Annotated in this window: 11 protein-coding genes, 12 tRNA genes and 3 rRNA genes; 3 read left to right on the top strand and 23 right to left on the bottom strand. The window is 39.4% G+C overall.

All coding sequences use genetic code 11. From position 1 onward, the window contains the following. Positions 1-121 precede the first annotated feature (121 nt). A complete protein-coding gene (locus BR44_RS01435) occupies positions 122-310 on the top strand; it encodes a YjzD family protein (RefSeq protein WP_034549962.1) in 189 nt (62 codons plus the stop codon). A 157-nt stretch (positions 311-467) separates the two neighbouring features. Here BR44_RS01435 and clpB read toward each other — a convergent pair whose 3' ends face one another. The 3 genes from clpB to BR44_RS01420 all read right to left on the bottom strand — a co-directional run bounded on the left by clpB (position 468) and on the right by BR44_RS01420 (position 4,427). Next, positions 468-3,080, bottom strand: coding sequence for an ATP-dependent chaperone ClpB (gene clpB, locus BR44_RS01430; RefSeq protein ID WP_034549960.1), 2,613 nt, complete (start codon positions 3,078-3,080; stop codon positions 468-470). 162 nt (positions 3,081-3,242) lie between these two features. Then, complete coding sequence (locus BR44_RS01425; RefSeq protein WP_034549958.1) at positions 3,243-3,584, bottom strand: metal-sulfur cluster assembly factor; 342 nt, start codon at positions 3,582-3,584, stop codon at positions 3,243-3,245. Positions 3,585-3,668: 84 nt separating this feature from the next. Then, on the bottom strand, positions 3,669-4,427 hold the full coding sequence (locus BR44_RS01420; RefSeq protein ID WP_034549956.1) for an alpha/beta fold hydrolase: 759 nt from the start codon (positions 4,425-4,427) through the stop codon (positions 3,669-3,671). 107 nt (positions 4,428-4,534) lie between these two features. On the opposite strand from BR44_RS01420, the gene BR44_RS01415 reads away from it, so the two are divergent. Further along, positions 4,535-5,344 (top strand): Cof-type HAD-IIB family hydrolase, encoded by an 810-nt coding sequence (locus BR44_RS01415; RefSeq protein WP_034549954.1) that lies wholly within the window; start codon positions 4,535-4,537, stop codon positions 5,342-5,344. A gap of 68 nt (positions 5,345-5,412) precedes the next feature. Here the strand turns inward: BR44_RS01415 and BR44_RS01410 are convergent, their stop codons facing one another. After that, a complete protein-coding gene (locus BR44_RS01410) occupies positions 5,413-6,309 on the bottom strand; it encodes a YitT family protein (RefSeq protein ID WP_034549952.1) in 897 nt (298 codons plus the stop codon). Positions 6,310-6,482: 173 nt separating this feature from the next. Between BR44_RS01410 and BR44_RS01405 the strand changes: the two genes are divergently transcribed. Continuing rightward, positions 6,483-6,974, top strand: a complete 492-nt coding sequence (locus BR44_RS01405) for a YajQ family cyclic di-GMP-binding protein (RefSeq protein ID WP_034549950.1) — start codon at positions 6,483-6,485, stop codon at positions 6,972-6,974. 61 nt (positions 6,975-7,035) lie between these two features. Here BR44_RS01405 and BR44_RS01400 read toward each other — a convergent pair whose 3' ends face one another. The 19 genes from BR44_RS01400 to pgmB all read right to left on the bottom strand — a co-directional run bounded on the left by BR44_RS01400 (position 7,036) and on the right by pgmB (position 17,115). Continuing rightward, complete coding sequence (locus BR44_RS01400) at positions 7,036-7,455, bottom strand: OsmC family protein (RefSeq protein WP_034549948.1); 420 nt, start codon at positions 7,453-7,455, stop codon at positions 7,036-7,038. Between the two features lie 34 nt (positions 7,456-7,489). Continuing rightward, a complete protein-coding gene (locus tag BR44_RS01395) occupies positions 7,490-7,927 on the bottom strand; it encodes a hypothetical protein (RefSeq protein WP_034549946.1) in 438 nt (145 codons plus the stop codon). A gap of 178 nt (positions 7,928-8,105) precedes the next feature. Next, positions 8,106-8,189 (bottom strand) — tRNA-Leu (locus BR44_RS01390). A gap of 31 nt (positions 8,190-8,220) precedes the next feature. Next, positions 8,221-8,291 (bottom strand) — tRNA-Cys (locus tag BR44_RS01385). Positions 8,292-8,327: 36 nt separating this feature from the next. Further along, a tRNA-Gln gene (locus BR44_RS01380) sits at positions 8,328-8,399 on the bottom strand. A gap of 9 nt (positions 8,400-8,408) precedes the next feature. Then, positions 8,409-8,481 (bottom strand) — tRNA-His (locus tag BR44_RS01375). Positions 8,482-8,512: 31 nt separating this feature from the next. After that, a tRNA-Trp gene (locus BR44_RS01370) sits at positions 8,513-8,583 on the bottom strand. Between the two features lie 29 nt (positions 8,584-8,612). After that, positions 8,613-8,696: transfer RNA gene (locus BR44_RS01365), tRNA-Tyr, on the bottom strand. Positions 8,697-8,708: 12 nt separating this feature from the next. Then, a tRNA-Phe gene (locus BR44_RS01360) sits at positions 8,709-8,784 on the bottom strand. A 24-nt stretch (positions 8,785-8,808) separates the two neighbouring features. Beyond that, positions 8,809-8,881, bottom strand: a tRNA-Asp gene (locus BR44_RS01355). Positions 8,882-8,895: 14 nt separating this feature from the next. Further along, positions 8,896-8,968: transfer RNA gene (locus BR44_RS01350), tRNA-Val, on the bottom strand. Positions 8,969-8,980: 12 nt separating this feature from the next. Beyond that, positions 8,981-9,052, bottom strand: a tRNA-Glu gene (locus BR44_RS01345). A 13-nt stretch (positions 9,053-9,065) separates the two neighbouring features. Then, positions 9,066-9,154: transfer RNA gene (locus tag BR44_RS01340), tRNA-Ser, on the bottom strand. Between the two features lie 51 nt (positions 9,155-9,205). Further along, positions 9,206-9,278: transfer RNA gene (locus BR44_RS01335), tRNA-Asn, on the bottom strand. Positions 9,279-9,289: 11 nt separating this feature from the next. Then, positions 9,290-9,405: ribosomal RNA gene (gene rrf / locus BR44_RS01330) — 5S ribosomal RNA — on the bottom strand. A gap of 88 nt (positions 9,406-9,493) precedes the next feature. Continuing rightward, positions 9,494-12,414 (bottom strand): 23S ribosomal RNA (locus BR44_RS01325). Positions 12,415-12,618: 204 nt separating this feature from the next. Further along, positions 12,619-14,180, bottom strand: a 16S ribosomal RNA gene (locus BR44_RS01320). The 16S, 23S and 5S rRNA genes sit together here with 12 tRNA genes alongside, the layout of an rRNA operon. Before the next feature lie 614 nt (positions 14,181-14,794). Then, the gene (locus BR44_RS01315; protein WP_034549944.1) at positions 14,795-16,435 is read right to left on the bottom strand and encodes a glycoside hydrolase family 13 protein; all 1,641 of its coding nucleotides are present in this window, start codon (positions 16,433-16,435) and stop codon (positions 14,795-14,797) included. Positions 16,436-16,452: 17 nt separating this feature from the next. Continuing rightward, positions 16,453-17,115, bottom strand: a complete 663-nt coding sequence (gene pgmB, locus BR44_RS01310; protein ID WP_034549941.1) for a beta-phosphoglucomutase — start codon at positions 17,113-17,115, stop codon at positions 16,453-16,455. Between the last annotated feature and the right edge of the window lie 16 nt (positions 17,116-17,131).

Below are 17,131 nucleotides of genomic sequence, written 5' to 3'. Positions count from 1 at the left end.
TATATATTATAACCCTAATTTGTAATGATGCGCAAATACTTTAAAAGGAGTATTTTTATAGTTTGCTTTACAATTTTTTTAAACGTGATAAAATTAATTCGTATAAGAGAGGTGTTGTATCATGAAATTTATCGTAACGTTATTTTGGGGGTTTTGTATTGGTCAAGCAATTAATTACATTGGTAGTTCTTTGACCGGCGGCTCATATGATTTTGTAACAGCTACTTTGATTGGTCTTGTTTCAGCAGTCATTATTCTGCTAATCGGACAAGTTATTCCAAAAACAATCCATGCTGGTGAAACCAAATAAAAAGAATAGATAATTGATTTTAAAGAAAAAACGCACATTGCATGCTAACATGCGATGTGCGTTTTTTCTGCAGTTGTTTAAATCAGTTTAAGCTATTTTGATGTCTCATCACACAAAAAGATAATTAGCTGTTTTCCATCATCTAAAAACCGTTGATTTATTCGATTAATTTAGATGTTTCAAACGCAAGTTTATTATCTTCAAGGGTAATCGTTACTTTAGACTTAGGCATGATTTTTCCAGAGATAATCTCTTTTGCTAACGGAGTTTCTATGCTTCTCGTTAAATAACGTTTTAATGGCCTTGCACCATACATTGGATCATAAGCGTTCTCAGCAATCCAAGTTTGGGCTTCTTGGGAAATAGATAGTTCAATTTCTTGATCAACTAAACGTTTAGCAAGATCATTGGTCAATTTAAGCACAATTTGTTTCACCACTTCAATGCTTAATGGTGCAAACAAAACAGTATCATCAATACGATTTAAAAATTCAGGTTTAAAATGTGCATTTAGTAAAGAATAAACTTGTTCTTTGGCTGCTTCATCAATTTGACCGTTTTCATCTGTTCCTTCTAATAGAAAAGTAGAACCTATATTACTCGTCATAATTAAAACAGTATTTTTAAAGTCTACTAACCGTCCTTTTCCATCTGTTAAACGACCATCATCTAGTACTTGCAGTAAAACATTAAACACATCCGGATGTGCTTTTTCAATTTCATCAAGCAATATAATGCTATACGGATGGCGTCTGACCGCTTCTGTTAATTGCCCTCCTTCTTCATACCCAATATATCCTGGAGGAGCCCCTACTAAACGTGAAACAGAATGTTTTTCCATATACTCACTCATATCAATACGCACCATTCGCTCTTGAGAATCAAATAAGTTTTCAGCAAGTGCTTTTGCCAATTCTGTTTTCCCTACTCCTGTTGGGCCAAGAAATAAGAAAGAACCAATTGGACGATTAGGGTCTTGCAAACCGGCCCTGGCACGGATTACTGCATCTGTTACACTTTCTACTGCTTCATCTTGTCCAATGACTCGTTCATGCAATGTATCTGCTAGATGAAGTAATTTTTCTCTTTCACCTTTAACCAACCTTGTCACTGGGATACCTGTCATTCGCCCTACGACGACTGCAATTTCATTTTCTGTTACAGATTCTTGAACCAGTCTTTGTTTATCTTCTTGCTCTTTTAAATTCTTTGCTTCCAATTCTTTTAGTTCTTTCTCCATAGCGGGGATTTGACCATGACGTAAAACAGCTGCCCGCTCTAAATTATAATTACTCTCAGCATCTTCTAATTCACGTCGGGCTTGTTCTATTTCTGATCGTTTATCGCGTAATTTAGAGACTTCTTCTTTCTCTGTTTCCCATTTCATTTTAAGAGAATTGGCTTCTTCACGTAAATCAGCTAATTCTTCGCGTAATATTTCTAGTCTACGTTTGCTTGCTTCATCTTTTTCTTTTTTTAGTGCGGCTTCTTCTATTTCTAGTTGCATCAAACGGCGCGTTACTTGATCCAGTTCTGTTGGCATTGAGTTCATTTCAACTCTGATTGTTGCACAAGCCTCATCGACCAAATCTATCGCTTTATCTGGCAAATAACGGTCTGTAATGTACCGACTGGAAAGATTTGCGGCTGCAACTAGAGCGTTATCATGAATATTTACACTGTGGTGAATTTCAAAACGCTCTTTTAATCCTCGCAAGATACTAATGGTATCTTCTATACTAGGTTCTTCAACCCTTACTCTTTGGAAACGACGTTCTAGCGCTTTATCTTTTTCCATATACAATTGGTATTCATTTAATGTTGTTGCGCCAATACAATGCAACTCACCACGAGCTAACATGGGTTTCAATAAATTTCCTGCATCCATGCTTCCCTCAGTTTTACCAGCACCAACTATATTGTGAATTTCATCAATAAAAAGAATAATTTTTCCTTCACTTTTTTTAACTTCTTTTAAAACGGCTTTCAAGCGTTCTTCGAACTCACCACGATATTTTGCACCAGCAATTAATGCGCCCATATCCAAAGAAAAAATAGTTTTATCTTTCAAATTTTCTGGAACGTCTTTACGAACGATTCTTTGAGCCAAACCTTCAATGATTGCTGTCTTACCAACTCCAGGTTCACCTATTAGAATGGGATTGTTTTTTGTTTTCCTTGATAGAATACGAATAACATTTCTAATTTCTTCATCTCGACCAATTACAGGATCTTGTTGCCCACTTTTCACTGATTTAACTAAATCTATTCCATATTTTTCAAGAGCTTGATAGCTTTCTTCTTGATTTTGTGAAGTCACACGATCGCCTCCTCGCAATTCTTCTATACTTTTTTTTAATTGCTTTTCGGTTAAGCCGTTCGTTAGCAAATACTTGGTTAACACATAATTTTTTAATTTCATTAATGCTAGTAGTACAATCTCTGTTGCTAAATAGTCATCTTGAAAGTCCTTACGTAACTTATCCGCTTCAGACAACAAACGAAAAAGATTTTGGCTAAGGTTTTGACCATAATTAACTGAACTGCCTTCTACTGTTGGCATCCGATTTAATTCTTGGTCAATAGCTTCTTCAAATTTATCTACGTTAAGACCAACACTTTGATAAAATCCACGAGCAAAATTATCCGGTGTCATAAATATTTTCCAAAGATGGACAATATCTATTTCTTGGTGATGCCTATTCATGGCGACACTTTGCGCCTCTGCCAATGATTCTTGCATAGTAGAAGTCATTTTTTCACTATCCATTTTTAATTCCTCCTTGACTACGATTTATTGGTTCATTCATGACTTAATTATAACTAAATGGTTAGTATTGGTCAAAGATTTTACTCGTATTTTTTATTTAAAAATAGCAGTTATACAATAAGTTTTCTTAGCAAAAAAAGCTCTGACAAATGTCAGAACTTTTTATCGAATTCCCAAAGAAATCCGAGCATATCTACTCATTTTAGTGGTATCCCAGGCAGGGTACCAAACTAGTTTTACTTCTGAAGAAGTGACTTCTGGGACAGTTTTTAAAGCATTAATAATATCGTCTGTAATCACATCAACAAGCGGGCAACCCATTGTCGTTAAGGTTAACTCAATTAGACAAAAGCCCGTTTCATATAAATGAACGTGATAGACTAACCCTAAATTGACAATGTCAATTCCAAGTTCTGGATCTATTACTTGTTCCAAAGCAGCAATGATTCGTTCTTTTATTTCTTCTGCTTCTTCCTCTTTCCATAATTTGCTATCCTTTTCCATTCAGTAAACACCTCCAATTGTTATTATCAGTTTACTTGTTTTGAGTGAAAAAGTAAATCTGTTCATTTTACACTAAGAACCAAATTACAAATGAGCTGAAAAGAAATCGGCCATCTCTACAGACTTCGTATAGGGAACTTTATGACCAACACCTACACTAGCCGAAAAACTTAAATTTGATCCATATGATTGCAACTTTACTTCTTCATAAAAATCAAAAGTAGGTTGATAAGGAACTAAATCATCTTTTGTTCCATGCCAAAAATGAATGTAACGATTGGCAATACTTTCTGGATGCATAGCTAAAGAAATAGGCAATAAAGTTGCTAACGATTTAGTATACACTTCTTCAGTAACAGGCAGTTCCATACCTTCTGTCCATTTAGAGGACAATAACCATTTCGTAAAATTAACAGGGTCCGGACTTCCCATTAATACGACTGCGGTTTTGATCCACGGAAACTGCGTCAAAGCAGCACAAGTCGTGAATCCGCCCATAGAAAGACCAGTTACCCCAAAACGTTTAGAATCGCTGAGTCCTTTATTTATATAGTATTCTCTGATTAAAGGCAATTCAGTTAAATTACTTGCAATAACGTTCCAAAACTCTACACCTTCTTTTGTTAAATCTTTTTCTTTTCGTTCTCCATGAAGATAAGCATCAGGCAATATGGCACGAAAACCTTTTTTAGCTAATTCGTATCCATTGACTAAACAACTTTCTTTATTGCTTTCCCAACCGTGAAAAAATACGACTGTCGGCAATAATGCCATTTCTTTCCCTTTAGGATTTATTTCCAGCAATGGCATTCCTTCTATCGTTAGAGATTTTATTGAAATCATTCATTTCCCTCTTTTCGTTAGTTGTCCATTTATGTTACAGTATGTACACATAAGTTAACTTTAGTTTAACATAAAAAATAATTACCCTGTAATAGATGGAGGGAAAAATGGATAAAAAACTTATTGCCGTTGACCTAGACGGAACGACCTTAAATCATCAATCTCTAATTTCAGATAAAACAAAACAAGTTTTCCTTAAAGCAAAGGATGCTGGCCATATTATCTCGATTGCGACTGGTAGACCTTACCGGAATAGCAAACATTATTATGATCAATTAAAAATGATTACCCCTATGATTAATTTCAATGGCGCTCTATGTCATTTACCAAACGAAAAAAATTGGACGAGTCAATACCATAAAACAGTTAGTCGAGATATTGCGATTGATATGCTTGATTTGAAAAAGGATTTCGATATTCAACTCATTGCGGCTGAATTACTTGATTCGGTTTATACGGATGAATCATTTTTACCTTATCCAGATTTTTTTCCTCATGGACAAAAAGATGTACTAAAATTATCTGCTGCTAACTTAAAAGAGAGTCCTACTTCTGTTTGTGTTTTTACAGCACAAGAAAATCAAGAAAAAATTATTAATAAAATTATCCAACGATATGGCAATTTAGTTGAAGTCAGAACTTGGGGTGGGAACACCCCTTGTTTAGAAGTTGTTTCAGCTGGCGTTCAAAAAGCTCTTGGTGTCGAACGAGTTGCTAGTGCTTATGGTATAAAGCAACAAAACGTTATTGCTTTCGGAGATGAAGACAATGATTATGAAATGATTCAATATGCTGGAAATGGCGTAGTCATGAAAAATGGTATTCAAGCTCTTAAAAATATCGCTAATGACATAACCGAAGAATCCAACGACAATGATGGACTAGCTCTTTATCTGGAAAAACACCTTAGTCTGTAAATTAAATACGTAAAAAAGGCAGGCCATATAAAGTTATGAGCTGCCTTTTTTACGTATTTTTATTAAACTTACTGATTTGTCCTTCTAGCTTTTTGTTGATCCGAACTTAAAAATTCTCCTACTACTTTATTTGTACCCATAAAGTTAACAAATGCTGCTGCATCTGCTTCTTTTACTGCTTGTTCTAGCTCATACATCTCATAATTAGTTATCACAATCATCAAAACTGAACGATCTAGTCCTGTATAGCCACCTTTAGCTGGAATAACCGTTATACCACGAATTAATTTAGCATGAATAGCTTTAATTAAAGCGTCTGGATCATTCGTAACAATCATTGCTGTTACTTTTTGATGACTGGTGTGAATCGTATCTACTACTCTTGTCATTACATAGATAGAAAGCAACGTATACATAGCATATTGCCAACCATTGATAAATCCAGCTGCAATAACAATCATTCCGTTTATAGCCATTAACAAACTCCCGACTGATCGTCCAGTTGTTTTAGATAAAACCATCGAAATAATATCCAGTCCCCCAGTAGAGAAACCATACTTCAATGCAAACCCTATACCTGCACCACCTATTACACCTCCAAAAAGAGAGTTCATAATAGGATCAGTTGTTAAAGGAGAAATGGGTAGGATAATAATAAATAAAGAAATCAAAACAGAAGTCATAAAACTATAAAGCGTGAAATCTTTGCCTATTTTAAACCAGCCTAACAAGGCAATAGGTATATTAATCAATAAGATAAATATACCGGTATCAATTGTAATGTGTAAGCCATTTTCAAACATATGTGCTAGTAACTGGGATATCCCGTTGACTCCCGGAGCATAAATATTAGAAGGAATAAGAAAGTTATTCAACGCAATCGAATTAGTAATTGATGCAAATAAGACAAAAAATATTTTTTTAGCTTGTTCTTTCCAAAAAATGGGTGTTTTTAATTTTTTCATTTTATAACCTCCTGAGACTATTCTTTATACAGATTAACAAGATTTTGAAGATTAATAAAGAAAAATTTCTCTCTCTTTATTATTATTTGAACGTGCTGTCTTTAGCCTGGCTGCAAATTATGGTACACTGTAAGTATTGTAACCAATTTCATAAAATAAATGGAGGCAAAATAATGGCAAAAGATGCTAGTTTTGATATTGTTTCAGAAACTAATTTAGAAGAAGTAAAAAATGCAATTCAAATGGTAAAAAAAGAAATCGATACTCGCTTTGATTTCAAAGGAAGCATCAGTGAAGTTAAATTAGAAAAAAATCAATTAGTGATTGTTTCAGAAAGCGAGTTTAAATTGGAACAAGTAAAAGACATATTGACTAACAAGCTTGTCAAACGAGAAATTTCTTCAAAAAATCTACATTTCGAAAAAATTGAAAAAGCTTTTGGAGGAAATGTAAGACAAACGGCTGATTTGATTAATGGAATTGATAAAGACAATGCAAAAAAAATTACACAACTTATCAAACAAGCTGAAATAAAAGTGAAAACGCAAATTCAAGATGACCAAATCAGAGTAACTGGTAAAAATAGAGATGATTTACAAAAAGTAATCGCTCTTTTACGTGAAGCTAACTTACCAATTGCATTACAATTTTCTAATTACCGTTAAAAAAGCCTGTTGCTCATCAGTGTTCAATGAGAGCAACAGGTTTTTTGATTTTTAAAATAGTTTAACCTTCAATTGTTTTAACGACGACTGTTTGACTTCCCATTAATAATTTAGACACCGGGCAACGCTGTTCAGCCTCTTTTACAAGCTCTTTCGCTTCTTCGAACCCTAATCCATCTACTTGCGCTAAAGCAACGACATCAAAGTAAAAACCAATCCCTGATGATTCCCGCATAAAATCTATTTGAACCTCAACCCTACTCTTGTTATCTTTGCCTCTGGCCTTTAATAAGGATTGAATTGTAGCATTCAAACACGTGCTTAAAGAAAGGCCTAACAATTCTTCAGGATTTGTTCCTAGTGCTTTCGAAGTTGGACTTGATACGGTTACCTTCAATCCCTCATTTTTCACATAAGCTAATCCATCAACACCACTTTCATTAACCATTTCAGCATGAAATAAACTTTTGTGAGTTTTCATCTTTTTATCTCCTTACGATTATCCTCTAACTTCTTTATTTTGTATCTGTTCCATCAAGAACTGCTTCAATTCTTGGCAAAATAGCTTTAGCAATTATTGAACCTGTTACAAGCATTTCGTAGAGCGGTTGAATATTAGCAGATGTTCTTCCTAATAATCTCATGTATATTTCTCCATCAGATCCTAAGCAAATACGATAGTAACCTGCTTGCAATTCATTTAGCTCATTAATTACCTCTAAAACAGCTGTTTTCTTGCCAAAGTTCGTTACAAAAGCCAAATGATGATAAACAATTTGATAATCTGAAATCTCATTTTCTTTATCAAATACAATTCCAAATGGCAATGCCTTATCTTTTGTTAATTGGAATTTTCCATTATAAGTAACTTGACCATTCTCGATTTCCTTTTTAGCTAGAGGAATTTGTTTCTCTTTTAATATTGTCTCGAACTGATCTGTTATTTTAGTCAAGTGAATACCTCATTTCTTTTTTTCTACTCCTATTTTTCATAGTAAGTATAACGTACTTAATCATTGAAATACAAGCTTATCAATCATTTTTAAACGGATTCAATTGCTTTTGCTATATAAAATTTTTTGTGTAAAAAAAACACCACAACGTTATAAAAACGTTTGATGTCTTGTTTTATACCGGCGGCCGGAATCGAACCGGCACGCCCTCGCGGGCACAGGATTTTGAGTCCAGCGCGTCTACCAATTCCGCCACGCCGGCAAGATAGGTAAACAATCAATAAAATCGAATAAGGCGGTAACCGGATTTGAACCGGTGATGGAGGTTTTGCAGACCTCTGCCTTACCACTTGGCTATACCGCCATCCTTAAATTTGATTGTTTAAAAAATAAAATAAAACTGGGCTAGCTGGATTCGAACCAACGCATAAGGGAGTCAAAGTCCCTTGCCTTACCGCTTGGCTATAGCCCAATAAAAAAAGGCGACTGATGGGGATCGAACCCACGTATGCCGGAACCACAATCCGGTGCGTTAACCACTTCGCCACAACCGCCATAATAAAAGGTTTATTTTAAAAAGTAACACAGGGATAGTAGGATTCGAACCCACATCGATGGTTTTGGAGACCATAATTCTACCATTGAACTATATCCCTATAAAAAAAGGATCCCTTGCTTAAAAAAATGGTGGAGGGGGGCAGATTCGAACTGCCGAACCCGAAGGAGCGGATTTACAGTCCGCCGCGTTTAGCCACTTCGCTACCCCTCCGCTATTTAAAAATGGTGGCCTGGGACAGAATCGAACTGCCGACACCTTGAGCTTCAATCAAGTGCTCTACCAACTGAGCTACCAGGCCTAAATATGTTTTTATAAAAAACAACGGTCTCGACGGGAATCGAACCCGCGATCTTCTGCGTGACAGGCAGACATGTTAACCCCTACACCACGAGACCTTTAAAGTTAAACATGGAGGTTGACGGGATCGAACCGCCGACCCTCTGCTTGTAAGGCAGATGCTCTCCCAGCTGAGCTAAACCTCCGGTAATACAAAATGACCCGTACGGGATTCGAACCCGTGATACCGCCGTGAAAGGGCGGTGTCTTAACCACTTGACCAACGGGCCAAAACTAGTATAACGGAGAGTAAGGGATTCGAACCCTTGAGACAGTGTGCACCGCCTACATGATTTCCAATCATGCTCCTTCGGCCGCTCGGACAACTCTCCAAGGTAGTTCTAATAGAACTCTCTATTTATTTTTCCATAGATAACTATGTACTCCGCAAGCAGGATTCGAACCTGCGACATCATGATTAACAGTCATGCGCTCTACCAGCTGAGCTATTGCGGAATGATGAAGATGCGCGGCAGCGTCCTACTCTCACAAAGGGAAACCCTTCACTACCATCGGCGCTAAGAAGCTTAACTGCTGTGTTCGGCATGGGAACAGGTGTGACCTTCTTGCCATCGCCACCACACATCTTACATATAAGAGAACGTTGTTCTCTCAAAACTGGATAGTGTTTAACTATAAGGGCTTAAAACCGTTTCTTCATCGTTTAAAAATTGGTTAAGTCCTCGACCGATTAGTATTGGTCCGCTCCATACATCGCTGTACTTCCACTTCCAACCTATCTACCTGATCATCTCTCAGGGGTCTTACTCACTTACGTGATGGGAAATCTCATCTTGAGGGGGGCTTCACGCTTAGATGCTTTCAGCGTTTATCCCGTCCACACATAGCTACCCAGCGATGCTCTTGGCAGAACAACTGGTACACCAGCGGTGTGTCCATCCCGGTCCTCTCGTACTAAGGACAGCTCCTCTCAAATTTCCTGCGCCCGCGACGGATAGGGACCGAACTGTCTCACGACGTTCTGAACCCAGCTCGCGTACCGCTTTAATGGGCGAACAGCCCAACCCTTGGGACCGACTACAGCCCCAGGATGCGATGAGCCGACATCGAGGTGCCAAACCTCCCCGTCGATGTGGACTCTTGGGGGAGATAAGCCTGTTATCCCCAGGGTAGCTTTTATCCGTTGAGCGATGGCCCTTCCATACGGAACCACCGGATCACTAAGCCCGACTTTCGTCCCTGCTCGACTTGTAGGTCTCGCAGTCAAGCTCCCTTCTGCCTTTACACTCTACGAATGATTTCCAACCATTCTGAGGGAACCTTTGGGCGCCTCCGTTACACTTTAGGAGGCGACCGCCCCAGTCAAACTGCCCGTCAGACACTGTCTCCCAGCCAGATTATGGCTGTGGGTTAGAGTGGTCATACAGCAAGGGTAGTATCCCACCATTGCCTCCACCAAGACTAGCGTCCTGGCTTCATAGGCTCCTACCTATCCTGTACAAGCTGTACAAACACTCAATATCAAACTGCAGTAAAGCTCCATGGGGTCTTTCCGTCCTGTCGCGGGTAACCTGCATCTTCACAGGTACTATAATTTCACCGAGTCTCTCGTTGAGACAGTGCCCAAATCATTACGCCTTTCGTGCGGGTCGGAACTTACCCGACAAGGAATTTCGCTACCTTAGGACCGTTATAGTTACGGCCGCCGTTTACTGGGGCTTCAATTCTGAGCTTCGCTCGAAAGCTAACCCATCCTCTTAACCTTCCAGCACCGGGCAGGCGTCAGCCCCTATACGTCATCTTTCGATTTAGCAGAGACCTGTGTTTTTGATAAACAGTTGCTTGGGCCTATTCACTGCGGCTGACCAATTGGTCAGCACCCCTTCTCCCGAAGTTACGGGGTCATTTTGCCGAGTTCCTTAACGAGAGTTCGCTCGCACACCTTAGGATTCTCTCCTCGACTACCTGTGTCGGTTTGCGGTACGGGCAGATTGTTTCTAACTAGAAGCTTTTCTTGACAGTGTGACATCAGGAACTTCGGTACTTAATTTCCCTCCCCATCACAACTTGTCCTTAATAGAGGCAAGCATTTGACTCACCTCAAGACTTGTTGCTTGGACGCACATATCCAACAGTGCGTATTCCTTAGCCTACTGTGTCCCTCCATTGTTCAAACAAAACAAACTGGTACAGGAATCTCAACCTGTTGTCCATCGTCTACGCCTATCGGCCTCGACTTAGGTCCCGACTAACCCTGGGAGGACGAGCCTTCCCCAGGAAACCTTAGTCATTCGGTGGACGGGATTCTCACCCGTCTTTCGCTACTCATACCGGCATTCTCACTTCTAAGCGCTCCACCAGTCCTCACGGTCTAGCTTCGACGCCCTTAGAACGCTCTCCTACCATAGAACCTAAGTTCTATCCACAGCTTCGGTGTTATGTTTAGCCCCGGTAAATTTTCGGCGCAGGGTCACTCGACTAGTGAGCTATTACGCACTCTTTAAATGATGGCTGCTTCTGAGCCAACATCCTAGTTGTCTAAGCAACCCCACATCCTTTTCCACTTAACATAAACTTTGGGACCTTAGCTGGTGGTCTGGGCTGTTTCCCTCTCGACTACGGATCTTATCACTCGTAGTCTGACTCCCGGATATAAATCAATGGCATTCGGAGTTTATCTGAATTCGGTAACCCGAGAAGGGCCCCTAGTCCAAACAGTTGCTCTACCTCCATGATTCTAATTCCGAGGCTAGCCCTAAAGCTATTTCGGAGAGAACCAGCTATCTCCAAGTTCGATTGGAATTTCTCCGCTACCCACACCTCATCCCCGCATTTTTCAACATACGTGGGTTCGGTCCTCCAGTGCGTATTACCGCACCTTCAACCTGGACATGGGTAGATCACTTGGTTTCGGGTCTACGACCACATACTCATTCGCCCTATTCAGACTCGCTTTCGCTACGGCTCCGTCTCATCAACTTAACCTCGCATGGGATCGTAACTCGCCGGTTCATTCTACAAAAGGCACGCTATCACCCATTAACGGGCTCTAACTACTTGTAAGCACACGGTTTCAGGTGCTGTTTCACTCCCCTTTCGGGGTTCTTTTCACCTTTCCCTCACGGTACTGGTTCACTATCGGTCACTAGGGAGTATTTAGCCTTGGGAGATGGTCCTCCCGGATTCCGACGGAATTTCTCGTGTTCCGCCGTACTCAGGATACTGATCAGAGTGAACGAAGTTTCAGTTACGGGGCTTTTACCCTCTTTGGCGGACCTTTCCAGGTCGCTTCTCCTACTTCGTTCATTTATGACTCTATGTGTTCAGTCCTACAACCCCAGAAAGCAAGCTTTCTGGTTTGGGCTATTCCCGTTTCGCTCGCCGCTACTCAGGGAATCGATTTTTCTTTCTCTTCCTGCAGGTACTTAGATGTTTCAGTTCTCTGCGTCTACCTCTATTGACCTATGTATTCAGTCAATAGTAACACCCGATAAAGAGTGCTGGGTTTCCCCATTCGGAAATCTCTGGATCAAAGCTTACTTACAGCTCCCCAAAGCATATCGGCGTTAGTCCCGTCCTTCTTCGGCTCCTAGTGCCAAGGCATCCACCGTGCGCCCTTATTAACTTAACCTATGGTCATGTTAACTATTTCATTCACCTCATGGTGAAGAAATACATTAAAAAATAAAACGCGATGTTTTCTTGGTTTCTTGCTTTTCTTACATGTTAAACACTATCCAGTTTTCAAAGAACAACTAACTTACTGTTTGAGAAGATTAGACCTCTCAAAACTGAGCAAAGTAAAACAACTGTGACGGTTCCGTTATATCCTTAGAAAGGAGGTGATCCAGCCGCACCTTCCGATACGGCTACCTTGTTACGACTTCACCCCAATTATCTATCCCACCTTAGGCGGCTGGCTCCCAAAAGGGTTACCTCACCGACTTCGGGTGTTACAAACTCTCGTGGTGTGACGGGCGGTGTGTACAAGACCCGGGAACGTATTCACCGCGGCGTTCTGATCCGCGATTACTAGCGATTCCGGCTTCATGCAGGCGAGTTGCAGCCTGCAATCCGAACTGAGAATGGCTTTAAGAGATTAGCTTGACCTCGCGATCTTGCGACTCGTTGTACCATCCATTGTAGCACGTGTGTAGCCCAGGTCATAAGGGGCATGATGATTTGACGTCATCCCCACCTTCCTCCGGTTTATCACCGGCAGTCTCACTAGAGTGCCCAACTGAATGCTGGCAACTAATAATAGGGGTTGCGCTCGTTGCGGGACTTAACCCAACATCTCACGACACGAGCTGACGACAACCATGCACCACCTGTCACTTTGTCCCCGAAGGGAAAGCTCTATCTCTAGAGTGGTCAAAGGATGTCAAGACCTGGTAAGGTTCTTCGCGTTGCTTCGAATTAAACCACATGCTCCACCGCTTGTGCGGGTCCCCGTCAATTCCTTTGAGTTTCAGCCTTGCGGCCGTACTCCCCAGGCGGAGTGCTTAATGCGTTAGCTGCAGCACTGAGGGGCGGAAACCCCCCAACACTTAGCACTCATCGTTTACGGCGTGGACTACCAGGGTATCTAATCCTGTTTGCTCCCCACGCTTTCGAGCCTCAGCGTCAGTTACAGACCAGAGAGTCGCCTTCGCCACTGGTGTTCCTCCATATATCTACGCATTTCACCGCTACACATGGAATTCCACTCTCCTCTTCTGCACTCAAGTTCTCCAGTTTCCAATGACCTTCCCCAGTTGAGCTGGGGTCTTTCACATCAGACTTAAAGAACCGCCTGCGCTCGCTTTACGCCCAATAAATCCGGACAACGCTTGCCATCTACGTATTACCGCGGCTGCTGGCACGTAGTTAGCCATGGCTTTCTGGTTAGATACCGTCAGGGGATGAGCAGTTACTCTCATCCTTGTTCTTCTCTAACAACAGAGTTTTACGATCCGAAAACCTTCTTCACTCACGCGGCATTGCTCCGTCAGACTTTCGTCCATTGCGGAAGATTCCCTACTGCTGCCTCCCGTAGGAGTCTGGGCCGTGTCTCAGTCCCAGTGTGGCCGATCACCCTCTCAGGTCGGCTACGTATCATTGCCTTGGTGAGCCATTACCTCACCAACTAGCTAATACGCCGCGGGTCCATCCATAAGCGGTAGCCGAAGCCACCTTTCATCCGTTCGCCATGCGGCAATCAGAATTATGCGGTATTAGCATCCGTTTCCGAATGTTATCCCCCACTTATGGGCAGGTTACCCACGTGTTACTCACCCGTCCGCCACTCCTCTTTCCAGTCGAGTGCAAGCACTCAATAGGAAAGAAGCGTTCGACTTGCATGTATTAGGCATGCCGCCAGCGTTCGTCCTGAGCCAGGATCAAACTCTCATAAAAGTTGAACCAACCCGTTAGGATTGCTTCGCTTTTTAACGATGCTTGAAGCTCATTAAAATGACTTGCTAGCGAATAATTATTCACTTTGTTTCTTTTGGTTCGACCCTTGGTCGAACCGCCGTACACAGTTTATTGTTTTACTTTGTTCAGTTTTCAAAGGTCTAATTTGTTTGCCGTTGTCGTTTTGACAACTTCTAAATAATAGCAATTTCTAATTCATTTGTCAACACTTTTTTTGAATAAATATTTTTCTATTTGGATAAATATCCAATAAAACAATTCAGCAATTAACTATTTAACATTTATTAGTGTAGCATAAGACTTCAACTAATGTCAAAGAGTTTATCTACTATTCAAAAAAAATTCACACACCTTTTCACCGTTAATTTAACGACATCAATTACTATAACAACATTTAAAGGATCGGTCAACAAAAAAATATAATGTTCGTTTATCCAAAAAGATAAGCGAACATTATGTTTAATATATTATTCCCATCACGTATATATATACAATTAAAACCCAATAAATGAACATTCTTTATTTTTCTTTTTGAATTGTTCATATTTAATCACAACCGCACACAAGTTTATTTCATTTATTTCATTATTTTTTTATTTAATCACTTTCATTTTAAAGACAATTGATTCAAATGGACGAAGCTTTAGTTCGGACAAATTGCTTGAACTATCTGAATAATTGCTTATTAAAATTGACCCAGATCTATCGAGTAAATCTTGATAGACTGTTCCTTTTTTATAAAAGTTTATTACAATTAACCAAGTTTCTCCGCAATAACTACGTTCATATACATAAAGTTGCTTGTCTTCAGGTAATAACTCTTTATATTCTCCATAAACAACTAAATCATTTTCTTTACGTAAGCGAATTAATTTTTTGTAATAGTTATAAACACTGTTTTCATTTTCTTGATCTTTTATTACATTTATAGTGGAATAATTCGGATTCAATGCCAACCAAGGGTTTCCTTTGGTAAAGCCTGCATTTTTTTCATTGTTCCATTGCATAGGACGTCTTGAATTATCGCGTCCTTTTTTATTAATAGAAGATAGAATATCAGAAACAGAATAACCTGCTTTTATTCTTTCATCATACAATTGTTTGCTTTCAATATCGTCTAGTTCTTCTATATTAGTAACGGGTGTATTGATAAGTCCAATCTCTTCTCCTTGAAAAATGTATGGCGTTCCTTTCAGAAGGTGCAAGAAAGTCGCAAACATCTTCGCTGAGACAACACGGTATTCTTTTGAATCATCACCCCAGTTAGAAACAATTCTTGGTATATCGTGATTGTTCCAAAACAGACTATTCCATCCTTTATTTCCCAATTCCATTTGCCATTTAGAAAAGACGGATTTCAATTCAACAAAATCAAGTTCTTTTGTATCCCATTTTGGTTTCCCAGGATGTTGGTCTAATCCGATGTGTTCAAATTGAAATACCATAGACAATTCGTTTCTTTCAGGATCAGAATAAAGTTTAGCAATTTCTGGTGTTGCTCCCCACGTTTCCCCCACCGTCAGTACATCATATTGTCCAAACGTATTTAAATTCATCTCTTTGATGTAATCATGCAATTTAGGACCATTTGTAGTAATGAGTTCATCGGGAATTTTGCCAATTGTGTCGATTACATCCATACGAAATCCACCGATTCCTTTTTCTAACCAAAAATTCATCATTTTATATATTTCTTTGCGTACTTTGGGATTCTCCCAATTTAAATCAGGCTGTTTTTTGCTATACAAATGTAAGTAATATTGGTTTGAATTAAGATCTAATTCCCAAGCAGAACCACCAAACACAGATAAAAGTTCGTTGGGAGGACTTCCATCTTCTTTTGGTTCACGCCAAATATAGAAATCGCGATAAACATTATCTTTGCTTTTTAATGCATCTTTAAACCAAGCGTGTTCATCAGAAGTATGATTCACAACTAGATCCATCAAAATTTTAATTCCATGATTACTAGCTTTTTCTATCAACTCTTCTACATCCGACATCGTACCAAATTCAGAAGAAATGATTTGGTAATCGCTAATATCATATCCATTATCATCATTAGGAGATTGATAAATTGGGCTCAACCAAATGACGTCTATTCCTAAATCTGCTAAGTAATCTAATCGTTGTATCATTCCTTGTACATCGCCAACGCCATCATCATTACTATCTTGAAAACTCCTAGGATAGACTTGATAAACAACAGAATGGTTCCACCATTTTTTCTTCATATTCTTTATCTACTCCTTTATTTTTTTTGAGCTTTATTTAAAATAGCTACAAAATCTAATTGAGTAGTATTAGATACGAAAACATCTGCTAATTTCATTGATTCTTGGGTTCCAACTCCCACTGAAAACATTCCAGCTGCATTAATTGATTGAATCCCAGCTTCTGCATCTTCAACACCAATGCATTCTTTTGGAGATAGGCCTAATTGCTTTGCGCCTTTAATGAAAATCTCTGGGTCAGGTTTCCCATGTGTTAATGCTGCTGGATCAACAATAGTATCAAACAGACCGGCTATACCAAGTTGATTTAAAATATCAGGTCCATTTTTACTGGCGGAGGCCAACGCTATTTTCATATCAGCTTGTTTTAAATCGGCCATAAACTCCTTTATGCCAGGCAATAAATCCCTTGAAGAAATTTTAGTGATTAATTTTTTATACTCTTCATTTTTTTCATCAGCTAATCGGATCTTTTCTTCTTTAGAGTAAATCATACTTTTATTCCCGTAAGCTAAAATCCGATCTAATGAATCCATTCGACTAATTCCTTTTAATTGCTCATTGAAAACTCGATCAATAGAAATACCTATTTTTTCACCCAGTTCTTGCCAAGCTAAATAATGGTACTCCGCTGTATCAGTCAACACGCCATCTAAATCAAATACAAACCCTTTTATCAAAAATGATACCTCCTTA

This window comes from Carnobacterium funditum DSM 5970, from assembly GCF_000744185.1.
Taxonomy (GTDB): Bacteria; Bacillota; Bacilli; order Lactobacillales; family Carnobacteriaceae; genus Carnobacterium_A; species Carnobacterium_A funditum.
The sequence above is the reverse complement of the archived record's forward strand: the minus strand, read 5'-3'. Positions and strand labels throughout refer to the sequence as shown.